Genomic DNA, 24,095 nt, shown 5'->3' with positions numbered 1-24,095 from the left:
GCGGTGGGGGCGCTGTCGGGTTCGGATCGGGCACCGCCGACCTCAACCGTGCTACCACCTACCAAGTCTTTACCACCACCCACGCCAACGAGCGATCATGGACGGGATCCACGACCTCGGCGGGATGGACTCCTTCGACGACCTCCCGCCGGACCGGCCCGACGACGCGAGCCCGTTCCACCACGAGTGGGAGGGCGTCGTCCAGTCGCTGTACATCGCCGGGCTCGGCTCCGACAGCTTCGAACTCGACCGCTTCCGGTACACGCTGGAGGGCGACGACCCCGAGCGCTACCTCACGACGCCGTACTACGAGCGCTGGCTGGGCGCCGTCGAGACGCTGTTCGTCGAGGCCGGCGTCGTCGACGCCGACGAGCTCCGCGAGCGTGCCGAGGCGTTCGCGTCGGGGGAGGCCGAGGTACCGGACGTGGAGGACCCCGACCGGCTGCCCGAACTGCTGGCGGGCGTCCGCGAGAAGTACCTGAGCCGCCGCGGCGACGGCGACCCCGCCTTCGCCGTCGGCGACCGCGTACGGGCGGTGAAGCGACACCCCGCGGGACACACGCGGTGCCCGCGGTACGTCCGCGGCGCCGAGGGCGAGGTCGTCGCCGACCGCGGCGCGCACGTGTACCCCGACGCGAACGCCCGCGAGGACGGCGCCGGCGGACACGCGGAACAGCTGTACAACGTCCGCTTCGACGCCGAGGAGCTGTGGGGGGAGGGGTGCACCGACGCCGACGGCCTGCACATCGAACTGTGGGAGCCGTATCTGGTCGACCCCGAAGGGGAGTGACCCGATCGGGCGGCACCCCCGACGGGGCGAACGCCTAAGCCCCCGCACGCGTCACCACACCCCATGACCGACGACCACGGGGGCCCCGGCGGCGAGGACCCGCCGTCCCACCCCGATCCCGAGCTCCGCGACGAGGTCGACCCGCAGGCGAGGGCGCGCGCGCTCCAGTCGCTACTGACGGAGAAGGGGATCTTGAGCACCGACGCCGTCGACGAGGTGATCGCGACCTACGAGGGCGACGTGGGGCCGATGAACGGCGCCCGGGTCGTCGCGCGGGCGTGGACCGACCCCGAGTACCGCGAGTGGCTGCTGGAGGACGGCATCGCGGCCGTCGCGGACCTCGACATCTCGGTGAACGACGAGGTGATGGAGCTCCGGGTGGTCGAGAACACCGCGGACACGCACAACGTCGTCGTCTGCACGCTCTGCTCGTGTTACCCCTGGGCCGTGCTCGGCCTGCCGCCGACCTGGTACAAGTCGCCGGCGTACCGCTCGCGCGTCGTGGACGAGCCCCGCGCGCTGCTGCGCGAGGAGTTCGACACCGACCTCCCCGACTCCGTGGACGTTGAGGTGTGGGACTCCAACTCCGAGGTCCGCTACATGGTCCTCCCGCGGCGGCCCGAGGGCACCGAGGACATGAGCGAGGACGAACTCGCGGAGCTGGTCTCCCGCGACGCGATGATCGGCGTCGAGCGGCTCGCGGACGGCGGCGCCATCGCCTCCGACGGCGGGGCGCGGGCGGCGGGGGACGCCGGCACGGGCGCGGACGGGAACCCGAGCGCGGAACCGACCTCGACCGCCGACGTCGACACCGCGGGGAAGCCCGTCCCGCGCGTCGACGACGACGGCCCGACGTTCGCGGAGCCGTGGATGGCGCGGTCGTTCGCGCTCGCGGTCGCGCTCACCGACGAGGACGAACCGGGGCGGGCCTGGGAGGACTTCCAGTCGGAGCTGGTCGCCGAACTGGAGGCGACCCCCGGCGCCGAGGACGGGAGCGACGCCGACTACTACGGCGCGTGGCTGGCGGCGCTGGAGCGCTTCCTGACCGACCGCGACCTCGTCGATGAGGACGACTTCGCCGCCCGTGTCCGGGCGTTCGCCGACGGCGAGCGCGACGCCCACGAGTTCGTCGAGGGCGACCCCCACGCCCACGCCGACCGGCTCCCCGAGGGCCACGCCGAGGGCGCACACCACCACGAGCACCCGCACGATCACGGCCGCAGCGACGACCACGGCCGCCACTGATCGGCCGCGGGACGGGATGGCACAGGACGGGACGCGGCATGCCCCCGCCTCGCGTACGGAAATTTATACCCGAGAGGGCCCCAGGGACGCCATCGAATGCGCGTCGCCGACCTCCCGCTGGCCCCCGAGCACGTCGACCACTTCGAGCGGGAGGGGATCGAGGAGCTGTACCCCCCGCAGGTCGCGGCCGTGGAGGCGGGCGTCTGCGACGGCGACAACGTCGTCGCCGCGGTCCCGACCGCCTCGGGGAAGACGTTCGTCGCGGAGCTGGCGCTGCTCACGGCCGACGGGCCGGGGCTGTACGTCTGCCCGCTGCGCGCGCTGGCCCGCGAGAAGTACGAGGAGTTCGACGCGCTCCCGGGGGTCGAGGCGGGCATCTCGACGGGCGATTACGACTCCGCGGCGAGCGACCTGGCGGACAACGACGTGATCGTCGCGACCAGCGAGAAGGTGGACTCGGCCATCCGCAACGGCGCCGGGTGGGTCGACGACCTCGCGTGCGTCGTCGTCGACGAGGTGCACCTGCTCGGCTCGCCCGGCCGCGGCCCCACCCTGGAGGTGACGCTGTCGACGCTCCGCCGGCGGACGCCGGAGGTGCAGGTGGTCGCGCTGTCTGCCACGGTCGACAACCCCGAGGACATCGCGGCGTGGCTCGACGCCGCCCTGGTGGAGTCGACGTGGCGGCCGGTCGACCTCCGGGTGGGCGTCCACGCCGACGACGGGGTGCGGTTCGACGACGGCACCGAGCTGTCGGTCCCCGTCGACGGCGCCGACCCCGCGACCGACGCGGACACCGAGGCGACGGTCGAACTCGTCCGCGGCGCCGTCGAGGACGGCGGCCAGGCGCTGGCGTTCGTCAGCTCCCGCCGGGAGGCGGAGGCGCTCGCCGACCGGCTGACCGAGGAGCGCCTCGCGGCGGTCGCGGCCCGGGCCGACCGCGGCGGCGACCCCGGAGGGACGGCCGCGGACCCCGCGATGGCCGCCGCCGAGGTCGCGGAGGAGTTGCGGGAGGCGGACGGCACGGAGACCGGCGAGCGCCTCGCCGGGGCGGCCGCGTGGGGCGTCGCGTTCCACCACGCCGGCCTCTCGTCGGACCACCGCGCCCTCGTCGAGCGGGCGTTCCGCGAGCGCCGGCTGGCGGTCATCTGCGCGACCCCGACTCTCGCCGCCGGGGTGAACGTCCCCGCGAGGCGGGTGGTCGTGCGCGACCAGCGGCGCTACACCGGCGAGGGAACCGAGTGGCTCCCCGTGCTGGAGGTCCACCAGATGTGCGGGCGTGCGGGGCGACCCCACCTCGATCCCTACGGCGAGGCGGTGCTCGTCGCCGACGACGGTGAGGAGCGCGAGGTACTGTGGGACCGCTACGTCACGGCCGACCCCGAGCGGGTGGAGTCGAAGCTGCGGGACCCGGCCGCGCTTCGCACGCACACCCTGGCGCTCGTCGCCACCGGCGTCGCCGGGTCGCAGGCGGCGGTGCTCGACGCGCTCTCGGGTACCTTCTACGCCTCCAGAACCGCGAACCCCGACCTCGGCGGCGTCGTCGGCGACGCCATCGCGAGCCTCATCGACGACGGGATGCTGGCGGCGGCGGGCGCCGCCGGCGACAGCGGCGGCAACGGCGGCGCCGGCGGCAACGGGGGCAACGGCGGCGGCATCGAGGCGACCGACCTCGGCGCGCAGGTGTCGCGGCAGTACGTCACCCCGGAGACGGGCGTCCGCATCGTCGAGGGGCTGGAGACCGTCGCGGGGATGGACGACGGCGACGTGACGGAGCTGACGGCGTTCGAGATCGTCTGCGATACCCCCGACATGGTCGACACCTACCTCGGCAACGCCGAGCGCGCGGAGATCTATCAGTTCGCCCGCGACCGCTCGGCGGAGCTCACGACCGGCATGGCGGAGGCCGGCGACTTCGAGGCGTGGCTGGAGTCGGTGAAGACCGCGCGGATCCTCGCGGAGTGGGTCGACGGCGCCAGCGTCGAGGAGCTGGTCGAGGCCTACCGGATCGGCCCCGGCGACCTGGAGTCGCGGATCGAGCGCGCCGAGTGGCTGCTGGGCGCCGCCGACGCCATCGCGGACGTGGTCGGCGTCGACGTTCCGGCGTTCGCGTCCGCGCGCGCGAGGCTGTGAGCGGTCGCCCGTCCCGCTCACCGCTCGGCGTCGGTCGGCTCCGCGTCCGTCCGCTCGTAGGCGCCCGCCCCGCGGAGCTCGCCGGCCTCGCGGAGCACCTCGGGCGTCCGGCACACGCCCGGCTCGCCGGCCGCCTGCGGGACGACGCAGTTGTTGCAGTCCGCGCAGACGGCCGCGACGCCGTCCGCCGCCGCGTCCTCGCGGAGCAGGCGGGCCGGGAGTTCCGGCTCGGCGTAGAACGGCCGGGCCATCCCCACCGCGTCGGCCGCGTCCCCGAGCAGACCGTCGATCGTCTCCCGGTCCCTGATCCCGCCCTCACAGAGGACCGGAACGCCGACGCGCTCGCGGACTCGCCGGCAGAGGGCGGCGTTCCACGCCGGCTCGCGCGAGTAGACGAGCGACTCGACCCAGTTGGCGGCGGCGACGAGCGCCGCCCGCGGGCGCGAGCCGAAGGCGTCGACGTACCCCTCCCTGAACCGCTCGTCGCGCCACGAGCGCCCGGGGAACGCGCCCCGGATCACGCTCATGTCCCAGAACACCGAGCCGTTTACGGGGACGAGCGCGTCGTAGCCGGCGTCGGCGAGTCGCCCGCAGAGGCGGACACAGTCGTCGGCCGACAGCGTCGGCCCGATCCCCGGCGGCGCCCCCGTCTCGGCGGGTACCTTCGTCAGCACGGGCACGTCGCCGACGCGGTCGCGGATCTCGGCGAGGACCGCCTCGAAGAAGCGCGCCGGGTCGCCGAACTCGTCGTCGCGCCGGTTGTAGAACGGCGAGGCGAACTGGTGGAGGATGCCCATGTTGGCGCCGGCGAGGTGGACCAGGTCGTAGCCCGCGTCGACGGCGGCCGCGGCGGCGCGGCCGAAGTCGGCGGCCAGCTCGCGGCACTCGTCGGTCCCGAGGACGTGCGCGTCGTAGTCGAGGAACCCGAGGCGGTCGAGGAGCCTGAGCGGGCGGGGCGGGCGGGAGACGGCGAGCTGTTCGAGGCCGGGGTTGCGCTCGCGGAAGCCGCGGTGCCACGTCTCCATCGACCGGAGCCCCCCGTGCTCCAGCTGGATCGCGATCCGGCCGCCGTGGTCGTGGATCGTCTCCGCGAGCCGCCCCAGCGTCGCGACGAAGTCGGGGTCGTGGACGCGGGTCATCCCCGGCGCGGCACAGCCGCCCTCCTCGCGGACGATGGTGGCGCCCTGGCAGACGAGGCCCGCGCCGGCGGCGGCCGCCGGCTCCAGTTTCTCGATCAGCGTGTCGACGGCGTCGGGGCCGTTGCCCGCGTGTTCGAGCAGCGGCGCGCGGTAGAGCCGGTTCGGGAGCGTGACGTCCCCGACCGCCAGCGGGTCTGTGAGCGCCGGCACGGACGAACGCTGGCGCTCCGGGGGCATGAACGCTCGGGCGGGGGTCGCCGCGGGTACGGGGCCGGACCGCGGCCGCGGGGCGGCCGGGTCCCCGTCGCGGTCGCCGGCTCAGACTCGGCGCTCGCTGATCTCCTCGGCGATCCGCTCGCCGGGGCGGCGGAGCTCGCCGGACTCGACCTCGTAGACGTAGCCGGAGACGGTCACGTCGTCGGGGATGAGCTCGTGTTCCTCCAGGTAGCGGACCTGCGCGGCGCAGGCCGCGTCGATGTCGTCGGTCATCCGGACCCACTCCTCGACCGTCGCGTCGCCGATGTCGAGTTCGGGGAGCGCGGGGTCCAGATCAACGTCGTCGAGGTCGACGCCGGCGGCCTCGGCCCGAGCCTCCAGGCCCGCCCGGACGTCCTCGTCGCTCGCGGACATCATCCCGCAGTCGGTGTGGTTCACGACGACGATCTCGTCGGTGTCGAAGAAGTTCGTCGTCAGCGCGGCCGAGCGGATCACGTCGTCGGTCACCTTCCCGCCGGCGTTGCGGTAGATCTGGGCGTCGCCCAGCTCCAGCCCGAGCGCGTCCTCGACGGGGATGCGCTCGTCCATGCAGGCGACGACGAGCAGGTTCTCGTCGGTGGGGATCCCCTTGCGTCGCCGTCGCGCCCAGTCGTCGCGGGCGTCGACCGACTCGTCGACGCGCTCGCGGACGGTGCCGTGCTCGTGGTCGCGGTCTTCGGTGTCGGACATCGTCGGGGACTACGGTCGCCAGCGACGGGGTCGTTGTGTCGTCCGAAGTGGTCGCCGGTGCTCCGAACAGCTGGCAACGCTTGCCGATTCGGGGTCGGTCACTCCCCGTCGGCGGCGACCTGCTCGTGGGTGTGGTGGTAGAACTCGACCAGCGGCGTCCCGTCGTCGCCGGCGACCGGCTCGAAGCACACCCGGCGGTACCGCTCGTTGTCGAGGAGGTTCACCAGCAGGCCCGCGTCGTGCACCGAGACGGAGTCGTACTCGGCCCCGCACGTCGGGCACGTCGCGGGCGCGTCGCTCGGGACGTCCACGGTCGGCGGGTGGGCCTCCGGCGACAAATCGGTGCCGGCGACGGCGGCCGCGGCGACGCGACCGCGGACGTGGCGGGGTCAGCGGTCGGCCTCGACGGCCTCGCGGACGGTCTCGTACTCCTCCTCGGAGTAGGCGACGAACCGCACGTCTCGGAGGGAGTCGGGCTCGAACGCCCGGATCTCCTCGGCGATGGCGCGGGCGCCGTCCCGGAGGTCGAACCCCGCGACGCCGCACCCGAGCGCGGGGATCACCAGCGACTCGCAGCCGCGCTCGTCGGCGGCCGCGAGGGCGTTCCGGGTCGCGTCGCGGATGCTCTCCTCGGTCGCCCGCCCGTCGCCGTAGTGCGGCATCGCGGCCGCGTGGATCACGTACTCCGCGTCGAGGTCGTACGCGTCCGTGACGGCGACCTCGCCCAGGTCGACCGGCCCCTTCGACATCGCCTCCTCGTTCAGGCCGACCCCCGCGGCCCGGCGGAGCGCGCCGGCGACGCCGCTCCCCATCTTCAGGCTCGTCCCGGCGGCGTTCACCAGCGCGTCCGCGGACTGGTCGGCGATGTCGCCGCGGATCACCTCGAACTCCATGGTCGAGGGATCCGTGTCATCGCTCAAATATGTTGGTCCCGGCGCGGCCGGGGCGGCGCCGCTCCGCGCCGTCCCGCCCCGCCACCGCCGGCGGCTACTCGTCGTCCTCGCGACCGTGCGGGTCGTCGGCGTCGGGCGCCTCGACCGCGGGGTCGTGGCGGGCGTACCAGGCGGTGATCTCCTCCAGCCGGTGGATCGCGCGGTCGGGCGTCCCGATGTTGTGGTGCTCGTCCTCGTACAGCACGAGGCGCGCCTCCACGCCCTGCTTCCTCGCGGCGACGTAGAGCTGTTCGCTCTGGCCCGGGGGACACCGCCAGTCCTCGGCGCCGGCGGTGACCAACAGCGGCGTCTCGATGTTCCCCGCGTCGGTGATGGCCGAGGAGGCGTCGATGGCCTCGGGGTTCTCCCACGGGAGACCGTACTCGTTCTCCATCCAGATGTGTGAGTCGTCGGTCCCGTACGCCGAGCGGAGGTCGTAGATGCCGTGCTCGGGCGCCGCCGCGGTGAACAGGTCCGGCTCCTGGGTGACGAGGAAGCCCTGCGCGATGCCGCCGTAGGAGAAGCCGTAGCCGAACACCCGGTCCCCGTCGGCCCAGCCGCGCTCGACCATCGACGCGACGCCGTTGGCGATGTCGGTCACCTCGTGGGTGCCCCACCGGCCCCGGAGCGCCTCGGCGAACTCGCGGCCGTAGGAGGAGCCGCCGCGGTAGTTCGGCCGCAGCACCACGTAGCCCCGGCTGGTGAGGGCGGCGTGGGCGAAGCTGAACTCGGGCTCGTCGTAGCTGATCGGGCCGCCGTGGATGGCGACGACGAGCGGGTGGTTCCCCTCCTCCAGGGCCACGTCGGGGTCGTGGTAGACGACGCCCGAGATGGACTCGCCGTCGCTGTCCCACTCGACGCGCCGGGCCTCCGGCATCGGGTACTCCCCCGTGAGGTCGGCGTTGACCGCCGAGAGCCGCGCCAGCGACGCGGGCTCCTCCCCCGCGCCCGCGTCGAGGTCGGCGGCGTCCACGGCGTACACGTCCTGCCCGTCGCTCGGGTGCGAGAACACGAAGCCCGCGCGCTCGCCGTCCGCCGAGAGGTCGAACGACCCCATCGCGCGGTCGCCCCCCTGCGCCTCGAAGACGCGTTCGGCGGCGTGGTCCTCGCCCGCCGCGGCGTCGAGGTCGGCCGCGACGCGCATCAGTCGGGTCCGGGCCTCGTCGGCGAACAGGCAGTAGACGGTCCCGCCGTCGGCCCACGCCGGCGCGGCGCCGCGGGCGGTCGTCCTGTCGAGATCCGCCGTCAGCGACGCGTGCTCGCCGTCCTCGTACACGAACACCTGCGTCGGGATACACCAGTTCACGGGGTCGCCGCCGAGGAAGGCGAGGCGCTCGCCGTCCGGCGACCACGCGGGCGCGCTCGCAGAGAGATCCGAGTCCGTCAGCTTCCGCAGGCCCGTACCGTCGGGGGCGACGGTGAACACGTCGCGCACGAGCGTGTCGTCCGGGTTCTCCTCGCGGCAGGAGGTGAACGCGATGCGGCCGTTCGGGCCCCAGTCGGGCTCCATCCCCGAGAGGTCCTGGTAGGCGCCGCCGCCGTGGGCGTCGTCGAGGCGCTCTGCCTCGCCCGTCTCCGCGTCGACGACGTGGAGGTAGGTGCGGACCGTGTCGGTGTAGCCGACGCCGTCGAGCTTGTGCTGGAGGCGCTCCGTCTCGACGGGGTCGCCCTCCTCGCGGCCGTCGAGGTACGCCCGCTCGGCCTCGGTCGGGTCGCGGGCGGCGACGACGAGGCGGTCGCCGTCGGGGCCCCAGTCGAACTCCTCGGCGCCCTCCTCGAAGTCGGTGACCTGCCGGGCGTCGCCGCCGAGCGCGAGGTCGAACGCCCACACCTGTCGGTCCGGTTCCTCGTCGTCGCCGGCGGGGGTGTCCTCAGCGTCCTCGTCGTCTCCGTCGCCCCCCTCGTCGGCCTCGCCGTCGTCGCGGCCGACACGCCGGTCAGCATCCTCCTCGCGCGCCGCGAGGAAGGCCAGCCGGTCGCCGTCGGGCGACCACGCGGGCGCGGAGGCGCCCGAGACGCGGGTGAGCCGGTGGGGGTCGCGCGACCCGTCGGCGGGGGCGACGAACAGCGACCCGACGGGCTCGTCGGCGTCGGCGTCGTACTCCGTCGTCGTGAACGCGACCCGGTCGCCCGACGGCGAGACCGCCACCTCGCCGACCTGCGTCAGGTCGTAGAAGGCCGAAAGCGGGAGTTCCGTCATGCCACGACGTGTCGGGGCCCGCCGCAAATAGGTTCGTCATCCGGTCGTGCCGGCCGCATCCGGGCGGCGCCGCGGCTCCCGACCGGGCCGGCGGGCCGGTGTGGCGACGGTCCGGCGGGCCGACGGACCCGGCCCCCGACCGGCCGCGGAACCGACGGCCTGAAACGCCCCACCGGCCCAGTAGCGGCCATGAGCGACGAGGACGCGCGGGGGACCGGACCACGGGACCGCGCCGGCGACGACGCGCCGGAGCCGGACGCGCTCGCGGCGACGGCCGAGGCGGCGGTGCGGACCGCGGGGAAGTACCTCGCGGAGCGCTTCCGCGACGGCGGCACCGTCGGCGACTACGGCACCGACGACGTGAAGGCCGAGGCCGACGAGGCCGCCGAGCGGCTGATCTTCGACCGGATCCGCGCGGACTTCCCCGACCACGCGCTCCGCGGCGAGGAGTCGGGCAGGCCGGGCGACGGGCCGGTCGAGTGGATCGTCGACCCGCTGGACGGGACGAACAACTACGCCGTCGACTACCCGTCGATCGCGACGGCGGCGGCGGCGCGGGTCGGCGATGACACTCTCGTCGCCGCGATCCACGAGCCGCTCGTCGACGACTGCTACGTCGCCGTCCGGGGGGACGGTGCGAGGCTGAACGGCGACCCCCTGACGGCGGCGCCGCGTGACCGCCCGCTGGACCGGTCCACCGTCTCGCTGATCGTCGGGCTGCCCGCCGTCCGCGACGCGGACCGGCGCGCGGAGGCCGACCGGATCAGGGCCGCGCTGCGCGATCGGTGCAAGCGGGTGCTGGAGACGTGGTCGCCGTGCGTCGACTGGGGGCTGCTCGCGCGGGGGAGCGTCGCCGGCGTCGTCTGCGCGTACCCCGACCCGTTCGAGCAGGAGGCGGGCGAGCTGCTGGCCGCGGAGGCCGGCGCCGTCTCGGCGGCCGGCGGCCGCTACTACGTCGGCGCCGCGGACGAGGCGACGCTGGCGGCGCTGGTCAAGACGCTCCCCGACGGAACGGTCGGGTAACCGGCTCCGACACGGGAGAAGCGGTGCGTGCGGGTCCGCCCGCTCGACGGACGGAGCGGCCGCTCGCGGGCTGGAGATGGGGACACGTGGTGGGTATGGCAGTACCTCCGGTCCCACCCCGTGGGTATGGCAACGGGCGAGTCCGGAACCGACGCGTCCCCGACGGGGCTATCTACGATAGGGGTTTATGAATTTTTTGGTCAGGTGCGGAGGTACCGGTAGCCCGCCGCGGCGCCCGCCGCCGGGACCGACAGCACCGCGAGGTACGGCAGCGCGTACGCCGCGAGCACCACCAGCGCGCGCCCCAGGACGACCACGCCGTCGACCGACGCCAGGAACGCCTCGGTCAGCGGCGTCTCGTACCACTGCTGCCGCTCGGGCGGCTCGTAGTCGGGGCGGGGCTCGTGCAGTTCCACCACGATGGTCGAGTACGCGACGCGGCGCTCCAGACTGCGCAGTTGAGCCTCGGTCCGCTCTATCTCCGTCTGGACGTCGGAGAGTTCGCGCTGGACCGCCAGCACCTCCTCGGTGTCGTTGGCCTGCTCGTACAGCTCCCGGAGGCGGTCGCGCTCGGCCCGGAGGCTCTCCAGCCTCGCCTCCAGGTCGACGACGCGGTCGGTGACGTCGGTCGTCGACTCCTGGAACGACCGCACCTCGCCGCGGGCCCTGACGGTCTCGACGGCGCCGGAGTAGTTGCCCGCCGGCACCCGGAGCACGAGCCGGCCGGTCGTCCACGTGCGGTTCCCCTCGCCACGGACCTCCTGGGTGGCGCTGCCGACGTAGCCGCCGCGCTCGCGCGCCATCGCGGTCAGGTCCTCGCGGGCCGCCTCGTAGTCGTCGACGCGGAGCTGGACGGTCGCCTCGTAGATCAACTTCCGCTCGGCGACCTGCGCCGACACGCCGGCCGCGCCGCCGTCGCTCGACCCGGATCCGGACCCCCCGCCCGGGGTCGCCGCGGGCGTCGCCGTCGCCTCCGCCGCCTCCGGGTCGCCGGTCGCGTCGAGGTCGCTCCCCCCGCCGCCGTCGGCGCCGCCGGCGCCGCCGGAACAGCCGGCGAGGACGAGCAGGAGGGCACAGCACACGGTCGCGAGTCGGGAACGTGGCATGTCCCACGGTACCGAGCCCCGACGCCTGAACGTTCCGTACGTTCAAAGAGCCGTTTGACCCTTCCGTACGCGGCCCCTACCGGCCGGCATGAAGCGACGCCTGCTGGAGATGCGCTGGCTCGACGCGCTGTTCGCCCACTGGCGCGTCGACCCGGCGACCGTCGGGGCGCGCCTGCCCGAGCCGCTGTCGGTCGCGACCTACGACGGCGACGCGTACCTCGGGGTCGTCCCGTTCGAGATGGCGGACATCCGGCCGCGCGGGGCGCCGGTCGGCCTGTCGTTCCCGGAGCTCAACCTCCGCACCTACGTCACCCACGGCGGGAGGAAGGGGGTGTACTTCTTCACCCTCGACGCGGCCGACACCGTCGGCGTGAGCCTCGCCCGCTCGCTGTTCCGCCTCCCGTACTACCGAGCCTCGATGGAGGTGACCCGCGAGGGCGACCGGGTCACCTTCCGCAGCAGACGCGCCCACCCGGGAGCGCCGCCGGCCGACTTCGAGGCGACGTACGGCCCCGTCGGGGAGCCGAGCCCCCCCGAGCCGGGGAGCCTGGAGGCGTTCCTCGTGGAGAACTACCGCTTCTACACCGAGGGGCGCGGACGCGTCTACTACGGCGACATCGAGCACGACCCGTGGCCGCTCGCGCCCGCCCACTGCGAGATCCGCACGAACGGCCTGTTCGCGGCGAACGGCTTCGGGGAGCCCGAGAGCGACCCCGTGTTCCACTACTCGCCGGCGGTCGACGTGACCGCCGACCGCATCCGGGGACTCGACGCGGACGCGGACGCTCCCGTCGACGTCGAGGATGCCGAGTCGGGGGCGGGAACGGACGCCGGGAGCGACGGCGACGCCCCCGGCGTCGACATCCCGGTCGAGGGGGCCAGGGACTGATCGGACCGGTCGGCCGCGGTCGGTCGGGTCGCCGCCGGCCGACCAGCGTTCTCGCCGGCCGGCCCGCGTTCCCGCGTTCCCCGCCGGGGCGACGCCGACACAAGACACTTGCCGGATCCCCGGAGTCCTCCGGACGCATGCGTCCCCGCAGTCGAGCCCTCGCCGCGGCGGTCGCCGCGGCCCTCCTCCTGACGAGCGGCTGTCTCGCCGCGCCCGGCGGACCGATGACGGGCGACACCGCCACCGGCACGTCGCCCGGGTCGCCCGCGACCACGGCGTCGTCGACGCCCCTCCCCGGGAAGTCGATCGCCTGGCCCGACGGGCCGAAGGAGCGTCCGGAGCGGCCGCCCGAGCTGAACGAGTCGTCCGTCGGGTCGTTCGCCCGGACGTACGAGTACCGCTACGTGTACAACAGCCTCTGGTACGACGAGACGAGCGAGGTGTCCCTCGAGTGCGAGGTCGACCGCGTCGAGCGCCGCGGCGACGCCTGGCGGGCGGTCGTCACCTGCACCGGCTACTCGAACACCGGCGGCGAGGCCGAGAACGGCACCGCCACCTCGACGGTCGTCCACGCCGACTGGTTCACCCAGACGTACGTCTACTGGATCGACGGGGAGTCGGTCCACCGCGAGCGCGCCGGGGAGTGACCCGAGGCGGTTCGGGCGCACGGGCGTCGCCCGGACGCGTCCGGGGCCGTCACCCCGGTAGCTCGTGGAGGAACGTCTGGAACTCGGCGGCCCGGCCGTCCGGGTCGTCGGCGAAGAACTGGTAGATGTCGTAGCGCTCGTTCACGTGCGGGGCCTCGCGGGCGGCGTCGCCCACGCGCTCGTGCGCCCGGTCGACGCCCTCGCGGTCCGGATAGACGAAGGTGAGGATCCCCTCCGTCTCGGTGTCGCCCCCGTCGGCGTCGCAGAACCCGAACCGGAAGTCGCCGCGCGCGAGGATCGTACACCCGGGCTGTTCGAGCCACACCGAGCACCCGACGACCTGCCGGTACCAGTCGACGACGCGCTCGCGGTTCGCGGTGCGGAAGAAGACGACGCCGGCGGGGCGGGACATACGGGACCCGACTGCCGGCGGCGACGAATACCCTTCGACCGGCTACTCGCGGGCCGCCTCGATGGCGTCGCGGAACGCCTCCGCGCGCTCGGTGATCGCGTCGAAGTCGCCGACGTCGACCAGGTCGCGGTCGACCAGCGCGGAGCCGGCGCCGACGCAGACCGCCCCGGCCTCGATGTAGTCGCCGGCGTTGTCCGGGGAGACGCCGCCGGTGGGCATGATCTCCAGGTGCCCGAGCGGCCCCTTCAGCGCGGCGACGTGGTCCGGGCCGACGGTCTTCGCCGGAAACACTTTTACCACGTCCGCGCCGGCCTCGTACGCCTCGACCGCCTCCGTCGGCGTCATCACGCCCGGGGCGCACAGCACGCCGTAGCGGTTGCACGTCTCCACGACGCCCTCGTCGAAGGAGGGCGAGACGACGAACTCCGCGCCCGCCGCGACGGCCGCGCGCGCGGTCTCGCTGTCGAGGACCGTGCCGGCGCCGACGAGCGCGTCGTCGCCCAGTTCCTCCGACAGCGTGGCGATCATGTCGGTCGCGCCGGCGGTGTCGGCGGTGACCTCCAGCGCGGTGACGCCGCCGGCGACGAGCGCCTCGGCGGTGTCGACGACGGTCTCGGGCTCCGCCCCGCGCAGCACCGCGACGACGCCGGACTCGCGCATCGCCGCGAACGCATCGGTGGTACTCATACACGAGTGAACTTCGCGGCGGAGAATAAAACCGGCGGGTGCGAGACGTGCGAGGCGCGAGCGACCGGAGGGAGCGAGCGCCTCGGGGAACGGCGGCGAGGTCCGGAGGGCCGAGCCGCCCACCGAACCACTGACCGGAGGGAGCGAGCGCCTCGGGGAACGGCGGCGAGGTCCGGAGGGCCGAGCCGCCCACAGAACAAGCGGGAGCGAGCGAGGTCTCGAAGAACGGCGGCTGAGCGGTACTGAGACCGCTCCACCCGATCATGATACGCGAAGCGAGCGACGAGCCGCTCGGACACGCCGACTCCAGCCACCTGTGCGCCGCGTCGCCCGACCGCGAGCGGTACTTGTCACCTAATCGCTTACCGGAGGTGATGGACGCAGAGACGGGGCCGTTCGGCCTCGATCACGAGGAGCTGTACCGGTCGGTCGCGCCGTCGGTCGTGTCGGTGTACGTGGACGGCGACGGGGCGGCCCGCGGCGCGGGCTCGGGGTTCGTCTACGATGCCGAGCACGTGGTGACGAACGAGCACGTCGTCGGCGACCGGCGGGCCGTCAGGATCCGGTTCGCCGACGGCTCGTGGCTCGCGGGGCGGGTCGTCGGCGCCGACGCCGACACCGACCTCGCGGCCGTCCGCGTGGCGGGGATGGACGCCGAGCCGCTGGCGACGGCGACGGACGTGCCCGCCCCGGGCCGGCCGGTCGCCGCGCTGGGCAACCCGATGGGGCTCGACGGGTCGGTCACCGCCGGCATCGTCTCCGGCGTGAACCGCTCGCTGCCGCTACGGGGCGGGTTCTCGGTCCCCGACGTGGTGCAGACGGACGCGGCGATCAACCCCGGCAACAGCGGCGGGCCGCTCGTGGCCGCGACCGACGCCGGCGGCTACGAGGTGGTCGGCGTCAACCGCGCGAAGGCCGGCGAAAACATCGGCTTCGCCGTCTCCGCGCGGCTCGTGAACCGGGTCGTTCCCTCGCTCGTCGCCGACGGCGTCCACCGCCACCCCTACCTCCGGGTGCGGACGAGCGACGTGACCCCCGCGCTGGCCGAGGCGAACGGCCTCCTCGAAACCGACGGCGTGCTCGTCGTCGACGTGGGCGGGACGGGATCCGGGTCCGCGGGGGGCGACGGATCCACGGGCGACGGCGGCGGCCTCCGCGGCTGCTCGCGGACCGCCGTCGTCGACGGGCGCGAGCTGCCCGTCGGCGGCGACGTGATCGTCGCGGCCGACGGCGAGCCCGTGCGCACCCACGAGGAGCTGGTCAGACACCTCATCCTCCACGGCGAGCCGGGGGGGACGGTCGAACTGACCGTCCACCGGGAGGGGGAGGCCGGCGAACGCGCGGTCGAGGTGGACCTCGCCGAGCGGCCCGGGACCGCGGGAACGGTGCCCGTGCGGTAACCGGGGGGACCGTCGAGTCGTCCGTCGCGGTCGACCTCCCCGTTCGTCCGAGAGCCCAGGCCGTCGGACGCCCGAACCCCCGGCTCCCGTCCGGATACTGCTGTACGGCCCGCTCCCGTTCGCGTCGCCGATCGTGACGGCGTCGACGGCCGAGCTCCTCCGAGGACCGACGATCGAACGGCCCGGACGCGGGCCGGCGATCCGGCGGGGCCGACGACCCGATCCACTACTCCCCGCGCGGCACCGCGACCGCGCCGACCGCGAACCCGACGAGCGCGAGCGCCGCCAGGATCGCGAGGTTCGCGGTCGGCCCCAGCCCCGCGAGCCCGCCGCCCTCGGGCGCCGCGAAGGTGAGCGCCCGCACCCCGCGCGAGAAGTACGTCAGCGGCGAGAGGTTCACGACCGGGAGGAACCACTCGGGGAGCAACTCGGGGGGGACGAACGTGTCCGAGAGGAACAGCAGCGGCAACGCCACCGAGTTGGAGGCGGCGATGACGCCGTCCTGGGTGTCCGACACCCGGCCGAGCACCGAGCCGACCCCGCAGAAGAGGACGACCCCGAGGACGACGAAGGGGACCAGCAGGAGCAGGTCCGCGGAGACGGGGATGCGCGCGCCGGTGACCAGCGTCACCAGCGCGAACACGAGCAGCGACGCGAGGCCGATCACCCCGACGTTGACCAGAGTGTGCGCGAACAGCCACTCCCCGCGCGTCAGCGGCGTCGTCGCCAACTTCTCGAAGCGGTGGCCGTCGCGATGGCGGGCTATCTCCGAGCCGACCCGCGACAGCGGCGTGAACAGCACGACGGTGGCGAGGTAGCCGGGGAGGTAGTAGGCGTCCGGTCGGGCGAACAGCCCGCCCCCGCCCGGCTGGGTGCGCACGAGCACGCCGAAGATCAGCACCAGCAGCAGCGGGAAGAAGAACGTGAAGAATACGGCCGTCCGGCGCCGGAGAAACGACCGCGTCGCCGCGACGATCTCCGAGCGGATCCGGCCGGCGCGGGTCACCGGTCCACCTCCGCGGAGGTCGCGTCGGCGGCGGTAGCGGAGTCGCGGGCGCCGGCGGCGGGGTCGATCGCGGCGGCGGCGTCGGTCGCGGCGTCCTCGCCCGCGACCGCGCTCGCGCCCGGCGTGTAGGCTCCTTCGAACGTCTCGCCGGTGAGCCGCAGGTACACGTCCTCCAGTGTCGGTTCGGTCCACGTGAGCGACTCGTAGGCGACGCCGGCGTCGGCGAGGGCGGTCACGGCGTCCGCGAGGTCGGCGGGCGCCACGTCGCCGAGGACGAGTTCGTCGGCGCCGACCTCGACGGCGAAGCCGGCGTCGCGGAGCGGGTCCGCCCCGGCCGCCACGTCCGGACCGGCGACGACGAGGCGGGCGGGCCCGCCGTGTTCGGCCACGAGTTCGGCGGGCGTGCCCGCGGCGACGAGGCGGCCGTCGCGGAGCAGGCCCACGCGGTCGGCGAGACGCTCGACCTCGTCCATCGAGTGGCTCGTGAGGAAGACGGTGACGCCGCCGTCGGCGAGGTCCTCGATCAGCCCCCACAGCGACCGCCGGCCGGCGGGGTCGATGCCGGTCGTCGGCTCGTCGAGGAACAGCACGTCGGGGTCGTTCACGAGCGCGGTGGCGACGCAGGCGCGGCGCTTCTGGCCGCCGGAGAGCTGCTCGTACCACGCGTCGGCGTCGTCCGCGAGGCCCACGTCCGCGAGCACGTCGTCGACGGGGCGCGACTCGTCGTAGAGGCCGCCGTAGTAGGCCACGAGCTCGCGGGCGGTGAGGCGCTCGGGCGGGCCGAACTCCTGGGGGAGCAGGCCGACGCGCGAGCGGTCGGACTCGCGGGCTGGGTCGCCGAACAGTTCGAGCGTCCCCTCGGCCCCCGCGGTCCCGGTGAGCGCGCGCACGAGCGTCGTCTTCCCGGCGCCGTTGGGGCCGATCAGGCCGAACACCTCTCCCTCGCGGACGTCGAGGGAGACGCCGTCGAGCGCGACCGTCCCGTCGTAGGACTTGCGCGCGTCGACGGCGCGGACGACCGTCGCGTCGTTCATGGGGGCCGGTCCGGTCCTCGCGGAAGTAAGGGTGCCGAAGGCAGGGCGTCGCCCGGGACGGCGACGGCGCCGCCACCGGGAAGACGACGACCACGACGGACGGCGCCGGCGAGGACACGCCCGGTTCTGGCGCCGGTCGACCCCGCGCTCACCACTCGACCGCCCGCGTCGCGAACAGGGAGACGCCGACGGCCCACCGGCCGACCGCGGCGGCGACGACGGCCGCGGCGGCCGCTCCGGGGTCGACCCCCGCGGCGACGAGCCAGCCGTGACACGCGTGCAGCGCCCCGACCGGCGAGAGCGTCGCGCCGAGCGCGAGGAAGCCGCCGACCTCGCCCGCGAGCGCGTCGCGGACGGCGTCGGCCGGCGTCGCCGCCGACGCCCACGGCTCGATCGGTTCCCCCGCCATACCCGGTCGGTCGCGGGCCCGAGACTGATAATTCCACCGGGCCGAGTATCGAACCGATCAGACCGGGGCGTGGGAACGCGCCACGGGGCGGCCGAACCGTTTTGTCGTCCCGACCGGACGGCCGCGTATGGACGACGAGCCCTCCGGCGGGACGGGGGACGGGTCGACCCCCGAGCCCGACGACCCCGACCCGACCGCGGACGACGACTCGGCGCCCGCCGTCGATCCGCACACACAGCGGGCGGCGGTGCGCGACGGATACGACGGGATGGCCGAGGCCTACCGGCGCGAGCGCGACGCCGCGGAGGCCCCGGTCGTGGGATCGTTCCTCGGCGGCCTCTCCGCCGGCGACCGGCTCCTCGACGCCGGGTGCGGGCAGGGCACGCCCGTGTTGAACCGTCTCCCGCACGGCGTCGAGGGGATCGGCGTCGACCTCTCGGCGTCGATGCTCGACCTGGCCCGCGAGCGGACCGACGCGGCCCTGGTCCGGGGCGACCTGACGCGGCTCCCGGTCGCGTCGGACGCCGCCGACGCCGTGACGGCGCTCCACTCGGTGATCCACGTGCCGGTGTCCGAACACCCGGCCGTCTTCAGCGAGTTCGCACGGGTGCTCCGCCCGGGCGGCCGACTCTACCTCACGGCCGCCACCGGCGACGACGGGTGGTCGGGCGCGAACGACGACTGGCTCGGCTCGGGCGAGCTGATGGCGTGGTCGTTCCCGGGCATCGACCGGACCCGCGACCACCTCCGCGAGGCGGGGTTCCGGGTGACCGACGAGCGCGTGCTCGACGACGCCGTCGCCGACGACGACGGCGGCTCGTGGACGCACCTGTTCGCGCGGCTCGCGGAGGACTGAGCCCGCGTACGGTACAAAAAAGCGGGTCGGGCGACCGGCGTCTCCGTCGGCGGACCCCCGCCCTCGCCTCAGGCCGTCGCGCCGACGTGGCCGCCGACCGACTCCACGATGGCGTCCACGTCGAACTCGTCGGACTCCTTGTCGAACACCACCTCCCCGTCGGCGCGGACCTCGAACACCCCGCCGTCGCCGGTGACCAGCGCCACCGACTCGACTCCCTGTCCGAACTCCTCCAGGATCGCCGCCTGGACGTCCTGTGCGCGCTCCAGCATCCCGCACGGCACGCAGTACTCGATCTCGACCTGTGTCATGCGCTCACGGCGTAGGGACGCACGCGAGGTAAGTCCGACGGCGGCACCCGGACGACCCGTCCGGGGCCGGCCCCGCCGGCCGGCACGTCGGTTCTCCCCCTTCGGCGTCGTGGCCGGAGGAGGGACGTCGCCGGAGGCCGCCGTCACGCCGGGTCGGCGATCCCCCACGCGATCCGGTCCCACACCCGCTCGTAGGTGTAGTACGTCGCCGTCTTCACCACGTTCGTGACGACGCCGATGTTCACCGCGTCGGCCACGTCGCCGACGACCGCCCACGCGACGAGGACCGTGATCACCACCATCACCAGCCGATAGCACAGGGTCTTGAGGATCGCGCGCCTGCGGTGCTGGAGCGCCGGCCGGGGGAGCGGGAGCCGTCCCATGTGTCCACCACCGGACGCGCGGATAATAACTCCACGCAGTTACGTCCCAGCGAGAGGTAACCATGGAAGGTTATTTACAGCGGGGGCGACCGTCGGCCGGTCGACTCCGTCGGCGTCCCCCGTGCTACCGGGGGAGGTCGAACCCGGGCCGCCACCACAGCAGCGCGACCGTGGCGACGAACACCAGCGTCGACGGGCCGTAGCCGAGGCCCGCGACGGCCGCGGCGACGAACCCTCCGCCGCCGACCAGCGACGCCGCCGCGCCCGCCAGTATCGGGAGCGAGCACGACAGACACGAGAACAGGCCGAGCACGCCCGCGACGCCCGCGCCGGCGGCGTCGACGACCGCGCCGTACAGGAGGTACGCCAGCGCCGCGTAGCCGAGCACCTTCGCGGGCATGAGGACGGCGGCGGCGACGCCGACGTTCACGATCGGCGCGGGCCCCCACCCCGGGGGGAGCAGCGCGAGCGAGACGCCGGCGGCCGTGCGCGGCGGCGCGACGCCGACGACGCCGCCGAAGACGGCCAGCAGGAGCGCGTAGCCGCCGGCGACGGCCAGCGCGCGGCGGCGCGTCCGGGCGTCGCCAGCGGGCGGGCGGTAGCGCGCGAACACGAGCAGCGCGAGGTTCACCCAGACCAGCCCGTACAGCGTGAACAGCGGCGAGGAGACGCTGGCGTTGGTGAACGCGAAGTACGCGACGACGGCCGCGCACTCGAGGTTGAACACGAGCGCGGCGACCAGGACGTCGCGGCGGGAGACGGCGAGGTTGACGCCGGCGAACGAGGGGGTCCGTGCGCTCATCGGCTACACCGCGAGCGCGTCGACGACGACCGCGAGCAGGACCACGCCGAGGTAGGCGTTCGAGGCGTGGAACGCGCGGAACGCGGCCGACTCGTCGCGCTCGTAGTGGAGGCGGACGATGGCCCACAGGAAGACGCTCCCGACGGCGACGCCGGCGAGCGCGTACAGCCAGTCGAGGCGGCCGAGGCCGACCATCGCCGCGCCGACCGCGAGCGTCGCGCCGAAGTACCAGACGATGTGGCGGCGGGTCGCCGTCTCGCCGCGCACCACCGGCATCATCGGGAAACCGCCGCGCTCGTAGTCGTCCTTGTACGCGAGCGCGAGGTTGTAGAAGTGCGCGGGCGTCCACAGGAAGATGAGCGTCGCCAGCGCGAGGCCGCCGAGGCCGACCTCGCCGGTCACCGCCGCCCAGCCGATGAGCGCCGGGAGCGCGCCCGCGGCGCCGCCGATGACAGTGTTCTGCACCGTGTTCGGCTTCAACACGAGCGTGTAGACGACCGAGTAGAACACGATGGCGACGAGGCCGAGGACGGCCGCGAGGAGGTTCACCCACGCGAACAGGGCCACGGAGACGGCGGTCAGCGCGAGGCCGAACGCGACGGCGTTGCGCACCGACACGAGGTCGACCGCGAGCGGGCGGTCGCTGGTCCGCCGCATCCGGCGGTCCACGTCGCGTTCGAGCACGTGGTTGAACGTCCCCGAGGCGCCGATGGCGAGGGCGCCGCCGACGAGCGTCGCGGCGACGACCGGCGCGGTGAGGCCCGGGCCGCCCGCCAGCGCCATGGCGGCGCCGGCGACGAGACACAGCAGCCACATTAGCCGGGGCTTCATCAGCCGGAAGTAGGCGCCGGCGACGAGGCGGCCGCGGCGGAGGGGCGCCTCGCCCCACGTCGGGACGGGCGGACGCTCGCCGCCGGTCGAGACGGGCTCGCCGGCCGGGTCCGGTCCGGCGGGGTCGACCGCCGGATCGTCGTCGGGGTCGCCGGTCCGCGCCTCCAGTTCCCACGCCAGCGCCGCGAGCAGGCCGCCGAACACCAGCAGGCCGCCCGCGAGGTGGAGCGTCGAGAGGCCGACGGCGACGCCCCCGACGGTCGCGAGCGTGCCGGTGCCGCGGGTGGCGACGTACGCCCCGAGCAGCGACTCGACGGGGTAGAGGACGAACGCGAGCGCGAGCGCGAGGCGGACGCGACGGGCGGGGCGCGCGCGCCACGCCGCGAGACCGGTTCCCAGGAGCAGCAGCCCGACGGCGAACGCCACCACGCGGTGGCCGAGGGCGACCCAGCCCGCCGGCTCGGCGGGCAGGGAGAGCCCGTCGCCGCAGGCGGGCCAGGCCGTACACGCGGCGGCGGCGTCGGTGACCGCCGTGGTCGCGCCGACCACGAGCAGGAGGTACACGCCCATCGCGGACGCCGCGAGGAGCGGTGGGAACCGCTTCGAGAGCACTGTCGACGGTTGCGCCCGGCCGCATATCAACCCCGCGCTTTCCGGGACCGGGACGCGGCCCCGCGGCCCGCGCCGCCGGGCCGGACGCCTCGCGACGGGCGGTCCGACCGAACGGGCGGCCGCCGGCGACGTCGTCCGCGTCCCGTGGTTCGGGCGACAACAGCAGGTATTTACGTGGCCTGCGCTAACCGCGCACGTAATGAAGGGTACGCGACTGGGGAGCCTGCTGGTCGGGCTCGTCGGGCTCGCGCTGTTCGCGGTGCCGGCGGCGGCGCAGCCCTCCACGACCGCGGAACTGATCAACGACCTGAACGGGCGGCTGCTGTACGTCGCGATTCCGATCACCGTCCTCGTCGAGGTCATTCTCATCTACACGGTGCTGAAGTTCAAGGACAACGACGAGCCGGCACCCACGCGGGAGAACCGGCGCCTGGAGATCACGTGGACGGTCGCGACGGCCATCGTCCTCCTGTTCGTCGGCGCCGCCTCCTACGGGGTCCTTGCGAACCCGGCCGTGACCTACACCGGCGGCACCGACGAGATTCAGCCCTCCGAGGGCGACGTGCACGTCGAGACGGTCGCCTACCAGTGGAACTGGCGGATGAACTACCGGACCTCCAACATCTCCGAGCTGACCGCGGGCGACCTGAACACCACGGCGATCCCGCAAGCGAAGGGGCTCGAAGGGCCCGTGATCGTTCTCCCCGTCGGACAGGAAGTGTACTTCACCGTGACCTCCGAGGACGTGATCCACGCGCTCCACGTCCCCGAACTGGGCCTGAAGCAGGACGCGATCCCCGGCCAGGAGAATACGATCAAGACCACGCCGACCGAGACGGGCGTCTACCAGGGCTACTGTGCGGAGTACTGCGGCGTCGCCCACTCGAAGATGTACTTCCACGTGATCGTCGTCGATCAGAACACCTACCAGGGATTCCTCGACCGGCAGACCGCCGACGGCGCCTCGGGCAACGAGAGCGCCTCGCTGGCGGCGCCCGCCGGCCTCGGCGCCTGACGCCTCCGCGACCGGGGCGACGCGGGCTGCTCGTTCTCTCCGCCGGTTCGCCGCAGAAGCCCTCGACCGCCGTGGCGCCGGCCTCGGCTTCCGCTTGAAGCCGGTGACCCCCGCTGCCGACGTTTGAAGGCGGTCCCCCGCGTACGACTTCGCATGCGAGACGAGGCGGAGATCAGGGAGCAGTACGAGTTCCTCCAGGAGCAGTTGGACGACGAGGAGATGCGCCACGAGCGCATCCGTCAGATGTTCACCTACTACAAGCGGGCGCTCGGGTGGGTACTCGAGGAGGAGTACATCTAGCGACGCCCGGTAGATTTATTCGATCGCCCGGAGTAGTTGCCGGTGACGCTTCGTCTGGAGGGCCGAAGCGTCAGCGGGGACCGATCCGGGCGGCACGCCGCGGGTGTTTCCGCGGCGTGCCCCCGTTCGTTCTCGGGACCCGAACCGCCACCCGGACAGCGCCGGCGCCGTACCGTACGACGTCGGCCGACCGACGCGTCACTCGATATCGATCCCGCCCTCGGCGCCGTCGCCCTCGTCCCACTCGAGTTCGAACTCGACGCTCAGCTCGTCCGGCCCCGAGCCGGTCTCGCGCTCGGCTTTCACCTCGAACGTCGCCGACTCGGGCACCGCCATCGTGAGCGAGTCGCCGCCGCCAGACAGGGTGAGTTCGCCGTCGCCGTTGAGCCTGTCCGCGACGGCCCGGAGGTGGCTGGCGATCTCGTCGCGGCGCAGGCGCGTCTCGGACTCGAACAGGACTTCTTCCGGCATGGCTCACAGAACGCGTCGAGCCGGTAAAAGTCGGTCGTCGCTTCCCGGGGGCGCCGGCGGGCCGTCGCACCCGTCACCTCGCCCGACACGAGATCGGACGTATTCGTTCCTCGACACGACGTCGATCGGTGATGCGGCACCGTTGACGGGCTGTCGGTCGACATCGGGCCGTTCGTGCCGGTATGTTTATTTCGATTCGACAGTAACAGGTACATCGACATTACCGATGTACGACCTGACAGGGTTCCAGCGTGACCTCCTGTACGTGATCGCCGGGCAGGACGAGCCCCACGGGCTGGCGATCAAGGAGGAACTGGAGGACTACTACGAGAAGGAGATCCACCACGGGCGGCTGTATCCCAACCTCGACACGCTCGTCGACAAGGGGCTCGTCGAGAAGGGTCAGCGCGACCGGCGGACGAACTACTACACGCTCACGCGCCGCGGGCGCCGCGAGATCGAGGCCCGCCGCGAGTGGGAGGGCGAGTACGTCGACCTGGAGTGACCCGCGCCGGGCCGC

General features: G+C 73.8%; 26 protein-coding genes and 1 pseudogene. 11 read left to right on the top strand and 16 right to left on the bottom strand.

Annotated features, from left to right (window positions below):
• The first annotated feature begins 97 nt into the window (after window positions 1-97).
• From nthB to ACQUQ1_RS02650, 3 genes are all read left to right on the top strand, one after another.
• Window positions 98-790, top strand: coding sequence for a nitrile hydratase subunit beta (nthB, locus tag ACQUQ1_RS02660; protein ID WP_435062703.1), 693 nt, complete (start codon window positions 98-100; stop codon window positions 788-790).
• A gap of 63 nt (window positions 791-853) precedes the next feature.
• Window positions 854-2,035 carry a nitrile hydratase subunit alpha gene (nthA, locus tag ACQUQ1_RS02655; RefSeq protein WP_435062702.1) on the top strand — a complete coding sequence of 394 codons (1,182 nt, stop codon included), beginning with the start codon at window positions 854-856 and terminating at the stop codon, window positions 2,033-2,035.
• Window positions 2,036-2,131: 96 nt separating this feature from the next.
• Complete coding sequence (locus ACQUQ1_RS02650; RefSeq protein WP_435062701.1) at window positions 2,132-4,165, top strand: DEAD/DEAH box helicase; 2,034 nt, start codon at window positions 2,132-2,134, stop codon at window positions 4,163-4,165.
• 17 nt (window positions 4,166-4,182) lie between these two features.
• Here the strand turns inward: ACQUQ1_RS02650 and ACQUQ1_RS02645 are convergent, their stop codons facing one another.
• The 5 genes from ACQUQ1_RS02645 to ACQUQ1_RS02625 all read right to left on the bottom strand — a co-directional run bounded on the left by ACQUQ1_RS02645 (window position 4,183) and on the right by ACQUQ1_RS02625 (window position 9,381).
• Window positions 4,183-5,541: an NADH:flavin oxidoreductase gene (locus tag ACQUQ1_RS02645; RefSeq protein WP_435062700.1), complete on the bottom strand. Its 1,359-nt coding sequence runs from the start codon at window positions 5,539-5,541 to the stop codon at window positions 4,183-4,185.
• Window positions 5,542-5,622: 81 nt separating this feature from the next.
• Window positions 5,623-6,249, bottom strand: coding sequence for a beta-class carbonic anhydrase (locus tag ACQUQ1_RS02640; protein ID WP_435062699.1), 627 nt, complete (start codon window positions 6,247-6,249; stop codon window positions 5,623-5,625).
• Window positions 6,250-6,347: 98 nt separating this feature from the next.
• Window positions 6,348-6,560 (bottom strand): hypothetical protein, encoded by a 213-nt coding sequence (locus tag ACQUQ1_RS02635; protein ID WP_435062698.1) that lies wholly within the window; start codon window positions 6,558-6,560, stop codon window positions 6,348-6,350.
• A 78-nt stretch (window positions 6,561-6,638) separates the two neighbouring features.
• Window positions 6,639-7,142: a macro domain-containing protein gene (locus ACQUQ1_RS02630; protein ID WP_435062697.1), complete on the bottom strand. Its 504-nt coding sequence runs from the start codon at window positions 7,140-7,142 to the stop codon at window positions 6,639-6,641.
• Window positions 7,143-7,236: 94 nt separating this feature from the next.
• Window positions 7,237-9,381, bottom strand: coding sequence for a prolyl oligopeptidase family serine peptidase (locus tag ACQUQ1_RS02625; RefSeq protein WP_435062696.1), 2,145 nt, complete (start codon window positions 9,379-9,381; stop codon window positions 7,237-7,239).
• Window positions 9,382-9,570: 189 nt separating this feature from the next.
• On the opposite strand from ACQUQ1_RS02625, the gene ACQUQ1_RS02620 reads away from it, so the two are divergent.
• The gene (locus ACQUQ1_RS02620; protein ID WP_435062695.1) at window positions 9,571-10,404 is read left to right on the top strand and encodes an inositol monophosphatase family protein; all 834 of its coding nucleotides are present in this window, start codon (window positions 9,571-9,573) and stop codon (window positions 10,402-10,404) included.
• Window positions 10,405-10,604: 200 nt separating this feature from the next.
• Here the strand turns inward: ACQUQ1_RS02620 and ACQUQ1_RS02615 are convergent, their stop codons facing one another.
• On the bottom strand, window positions 10,605-11,510 hold the full coding sequence (locus ACQUQ1_RS02615; protein ID WP_435062694.1) for a DUF4349 domain-containing protein: 906 nt from the start codon (window positions 11,508-11,510) through the stop codon (window positions 10,605-10,607).
• Window positions 11,511-11,598: 88 nt separating this feature from the next.
• Between ACQUQ1_RS02615 and ACQUQ1_RS02610 the strand changes: the two are divergent.
• Window positions 11,599-12,279 (top strand): annotated as a pseudogene (locus ACQUQ1_RS02610) (YqjF family protein); the annotation flags it as partial.
• Between the two features lie 257 nt (window positions 12,280-12,536).
• A complete protein-coding gene (locus ACQUQ1_RS02605; RefSeq protein ID WP_435062693.1) occupies window positions 12,537-13,046 on the top strand; it encodes a hypothetical protein in 510 nt (169 codons plus the stop codon).
• A gap of 49 nt (window positions 13,047-13,095) precedes the next feature.
• On the opposite strand, the gene ACQUQ1_RS02600 is transcribed toward ACQUQ1_RS02605, so the two are convergent.
• Window positions 13,096-13,458, bottom strand: coding sequence for a VOC family protein (locus ACQUQ1_RS02600; protein WP_435062692.1), 363 nt, complete (start codon window positions 13,456-13,458; stop codon window positions 13,096-13,098).
• 42 nt (window positions 13,459-13,500) lie between these two features.
• Entirely contained in the window at window positions 13,501-14,145 is a 645-nt protein-coding gene (locus ACQUQ1_RS02595) for a bifunctional 4-hydroxy-2-oxoglutarate aldolase/2-dehydro-3-deoxy-phosphogluconate aldolase (protein WP_435062691.1), read from the bottom strand.
• Window positions 14,146-14,519: 374 nt separating this feature from the next.
• Here ACQUQ1_RS02595 and ACQUQ1_RS02590 point away from each other — a divergent pair, with 374 nt between their 5' ends.
• Window positions 14,520-15,545, top strand: coding sequence for a S1C family serine protease (locus ACQUQ1_RS02590; RefSeq protein ID WP_435062690.1), 1,026 nt, complete (start codon window positions 14,520-14,522; stop codon window positions 15,543-15,545).
• Between the two features lie 226 nt (window positions 15,546-15,771).
• Here the strand turns inward: ACQUQ1_RS02590 and ACQUQ1_RS02585 are convergent, their stop codons facing one another.
• The 3 genes from ACQUQ1_RS02585 to ACQUQ1_RS02575 all read right to left on the bottom strand — a co-directional run bounded on the left by ACQUQ1_RS02585 (window position 15,772) and on the right by ACQUQ1_RS02575 (window position 17,994).
• On the bottom strand, window positions 15,772-16,551 hold the full coding sequence (locus ACQUQ1_RS02585; RefSeq protein ID WP_435062689.1) for an ABC transporter permease: 780 nt from the start codon (window positions 16,549-16,551) through the stop codon (window positions 15,772-15,774).
• On the bottom strand, window positions 16,548-17,585 hold the full coding sequence (locus ACQUQ1_RS02580) for an ABC transporter ATP-binding protein (protein WP_435062688.1): 1,038 nt from the start codon (window positions 17,583-17,585) through the stop codon (window positions 16,548-16,550). Before ACQUQ1_RS02580 ends, ACQUQ1_RS02585 begins: the two co-directional genes overlap by 4 nt.
• A gap of 148 nt (window positions 17,586-17,733) precedes the next feature.
• Window positions 17,734-17,994: a hypothetical protein gene (locus tag ACQUQ1_RS02575; protein ID WP_435062687.1), complete on the bottom strand. Its 261-nt coding sequence runs from the start codon at window positions 17,992-17,994 to the stop codon at window positions 17,734-17,736.
• 127 nt (window positions 17,995-18,121) lie between these two features.
• Here ACQUQ1_RS02575 and ACQUQ1_RS02570 point away from each other — a divergent pair, with 127 nt between their 5' ends.
• On the top strand, window positions 18,122-18,850 hold the full coding sequence (locus ACQUQ1_RS02570; protein ID WP_435062686.1) for a class I SAM-dependent methyltransferase: 729 nt from the start codon (window positions 18,122-18,124) through the stop codon (window positions 18,848-18,850).
• A 68-nt stretch (window positions 18,851-18,918) separates the two neighbouring features.
• Here ACQUQ1_RS02570 and ACQUQ1_RS02565 read toward each other — a convergent pair whose 3' ends face one another.
• The 4 genes from ACQUQ1_RS02565 to ACQUQ1_RS02550 form a co-directional block, all read right to left on the bottom strand.
• Complete coding sequence (locus tag ACQUQ1_RS02565; protein ID WP_435062685.1) at window positions 18,919-19,161, bottom strand: SelT/SelW/SelH family protein; 243 nt, start codon at window positions 19,159-19,161, stop codon at window positions 18,919-18,921.
• Between the two features lie 143 nt (window positions 19,162-19,304).
• Window positions 19,305-19,544 (bottom strand): DUF2061 domain-containing protein, encoded by a 240-nt coding sequence (locus ACQUQ1_RS02560; RefSeq protein ID WP_435062684.1) that lies wholly within the window; start codon window positions 19,542-19,544, stop codon window positions 19,305-19,307.
• 124 nt (window positions 19,545-19,668) lie between these two features.
• Entirely contained in the window at window positions 19,669-20,346 is a 678-nt protein-coding gene (locus ACQUQ1_RS02555) for a DUF7546 family protein (protein WP_435062683.1), read from the bottom strand.
• Window positions 20,347-20,349: 3 nt separating this feature from the next.
• Complete coding sequence (locus ACQUQ1_RS02550) at window positions 20,350-21,747, bottom strand: heme o synthase (RefSeq protein WP_435062808.1); 1,398 nt, start codon at window positions 21,745-21,747, stop codon at window positions 20,350-20,352.
• A gap of 241 nt (window positions 21,748-21,988) precedes the next feature.
• Here ACQUQ1_RS02550 and coxB point away from each other — a divergent pair, with 241 nt between their 5' ends.
• The gene (coxB, locus tag ACQUQ1_RS02545; protein ID WP_435062682.1) at window positions 21,989-22,804 is read left to right on the top strand and encodes a cytochrome c oxidase subunit II; all 816 of its coding nucleotides are present in this window, start codon (window positions 21,989-21,991) and stop codon (window positions 22,802-22,804) included.
• A 153-nt stretch (window positions 22,805-22,957) separates the two neighbouring features.
• Window positions 22,958-23,104 (top strand): hypothetical protein, encoded by a 147-nt coding sequence (locus ACQUQ1_RS02540; protein WP_435062681.1) that lies wholly within the window; start codon window positions 22,958-22,960, stop codon window positions 23,102-23,104.
• A gap of 198 nt (window positions 23,105-23,302) precedes the next feature.
• On the opposite strand, the gene ACQUQ1_RS02535 is transcribed toward ACQUQ1_RS02540, so the two are convergent.
• Window positions 23,303-23,575: an amphi-Trp domain-containing protein gene (locus ACQUQ1_RS02535; RefSeq protein ID WP_435062680.1), complete on the bottom strand. Its 273-nt coding sequence runs from the start codon at window positions 23,573-23,575 to the stop codon at window positions 23,303-23,305.
• 226 nt (window positions 23,576-23,801) lie between these two features.
• Here ACQUQ1_RS02535 and ACQUQ1_RS02530 point away from each other — a divergent pair, with 226 nt between their 5' ends.
• Window positions 23,802-24,080: a PadR family transcriptional regulator gene (locus ACQUQ1_RS02530; protein WP_435062679.1), complete on the top strand. Its 279-nt coding sequence runs from the start codon at window positions 23,802-23,804 to the stop codon at window positions 24,078-24,080.
• The last annotated feature ends 15 nt before the right edge of the window (window positions 24,081-24,095 follow it).

Source organism: Halobaculum sp. EA56 (assembly GCF_051195075.1).
Classification (GTDB): domain Archaea; phylum Halobacteriota; class Halobacteria; order Halobacteriales; family Haloferacaceae; genus Halobaculum.
This window is presented reverse-complemented; position numbering and strand designations above follow the sequence as displayed.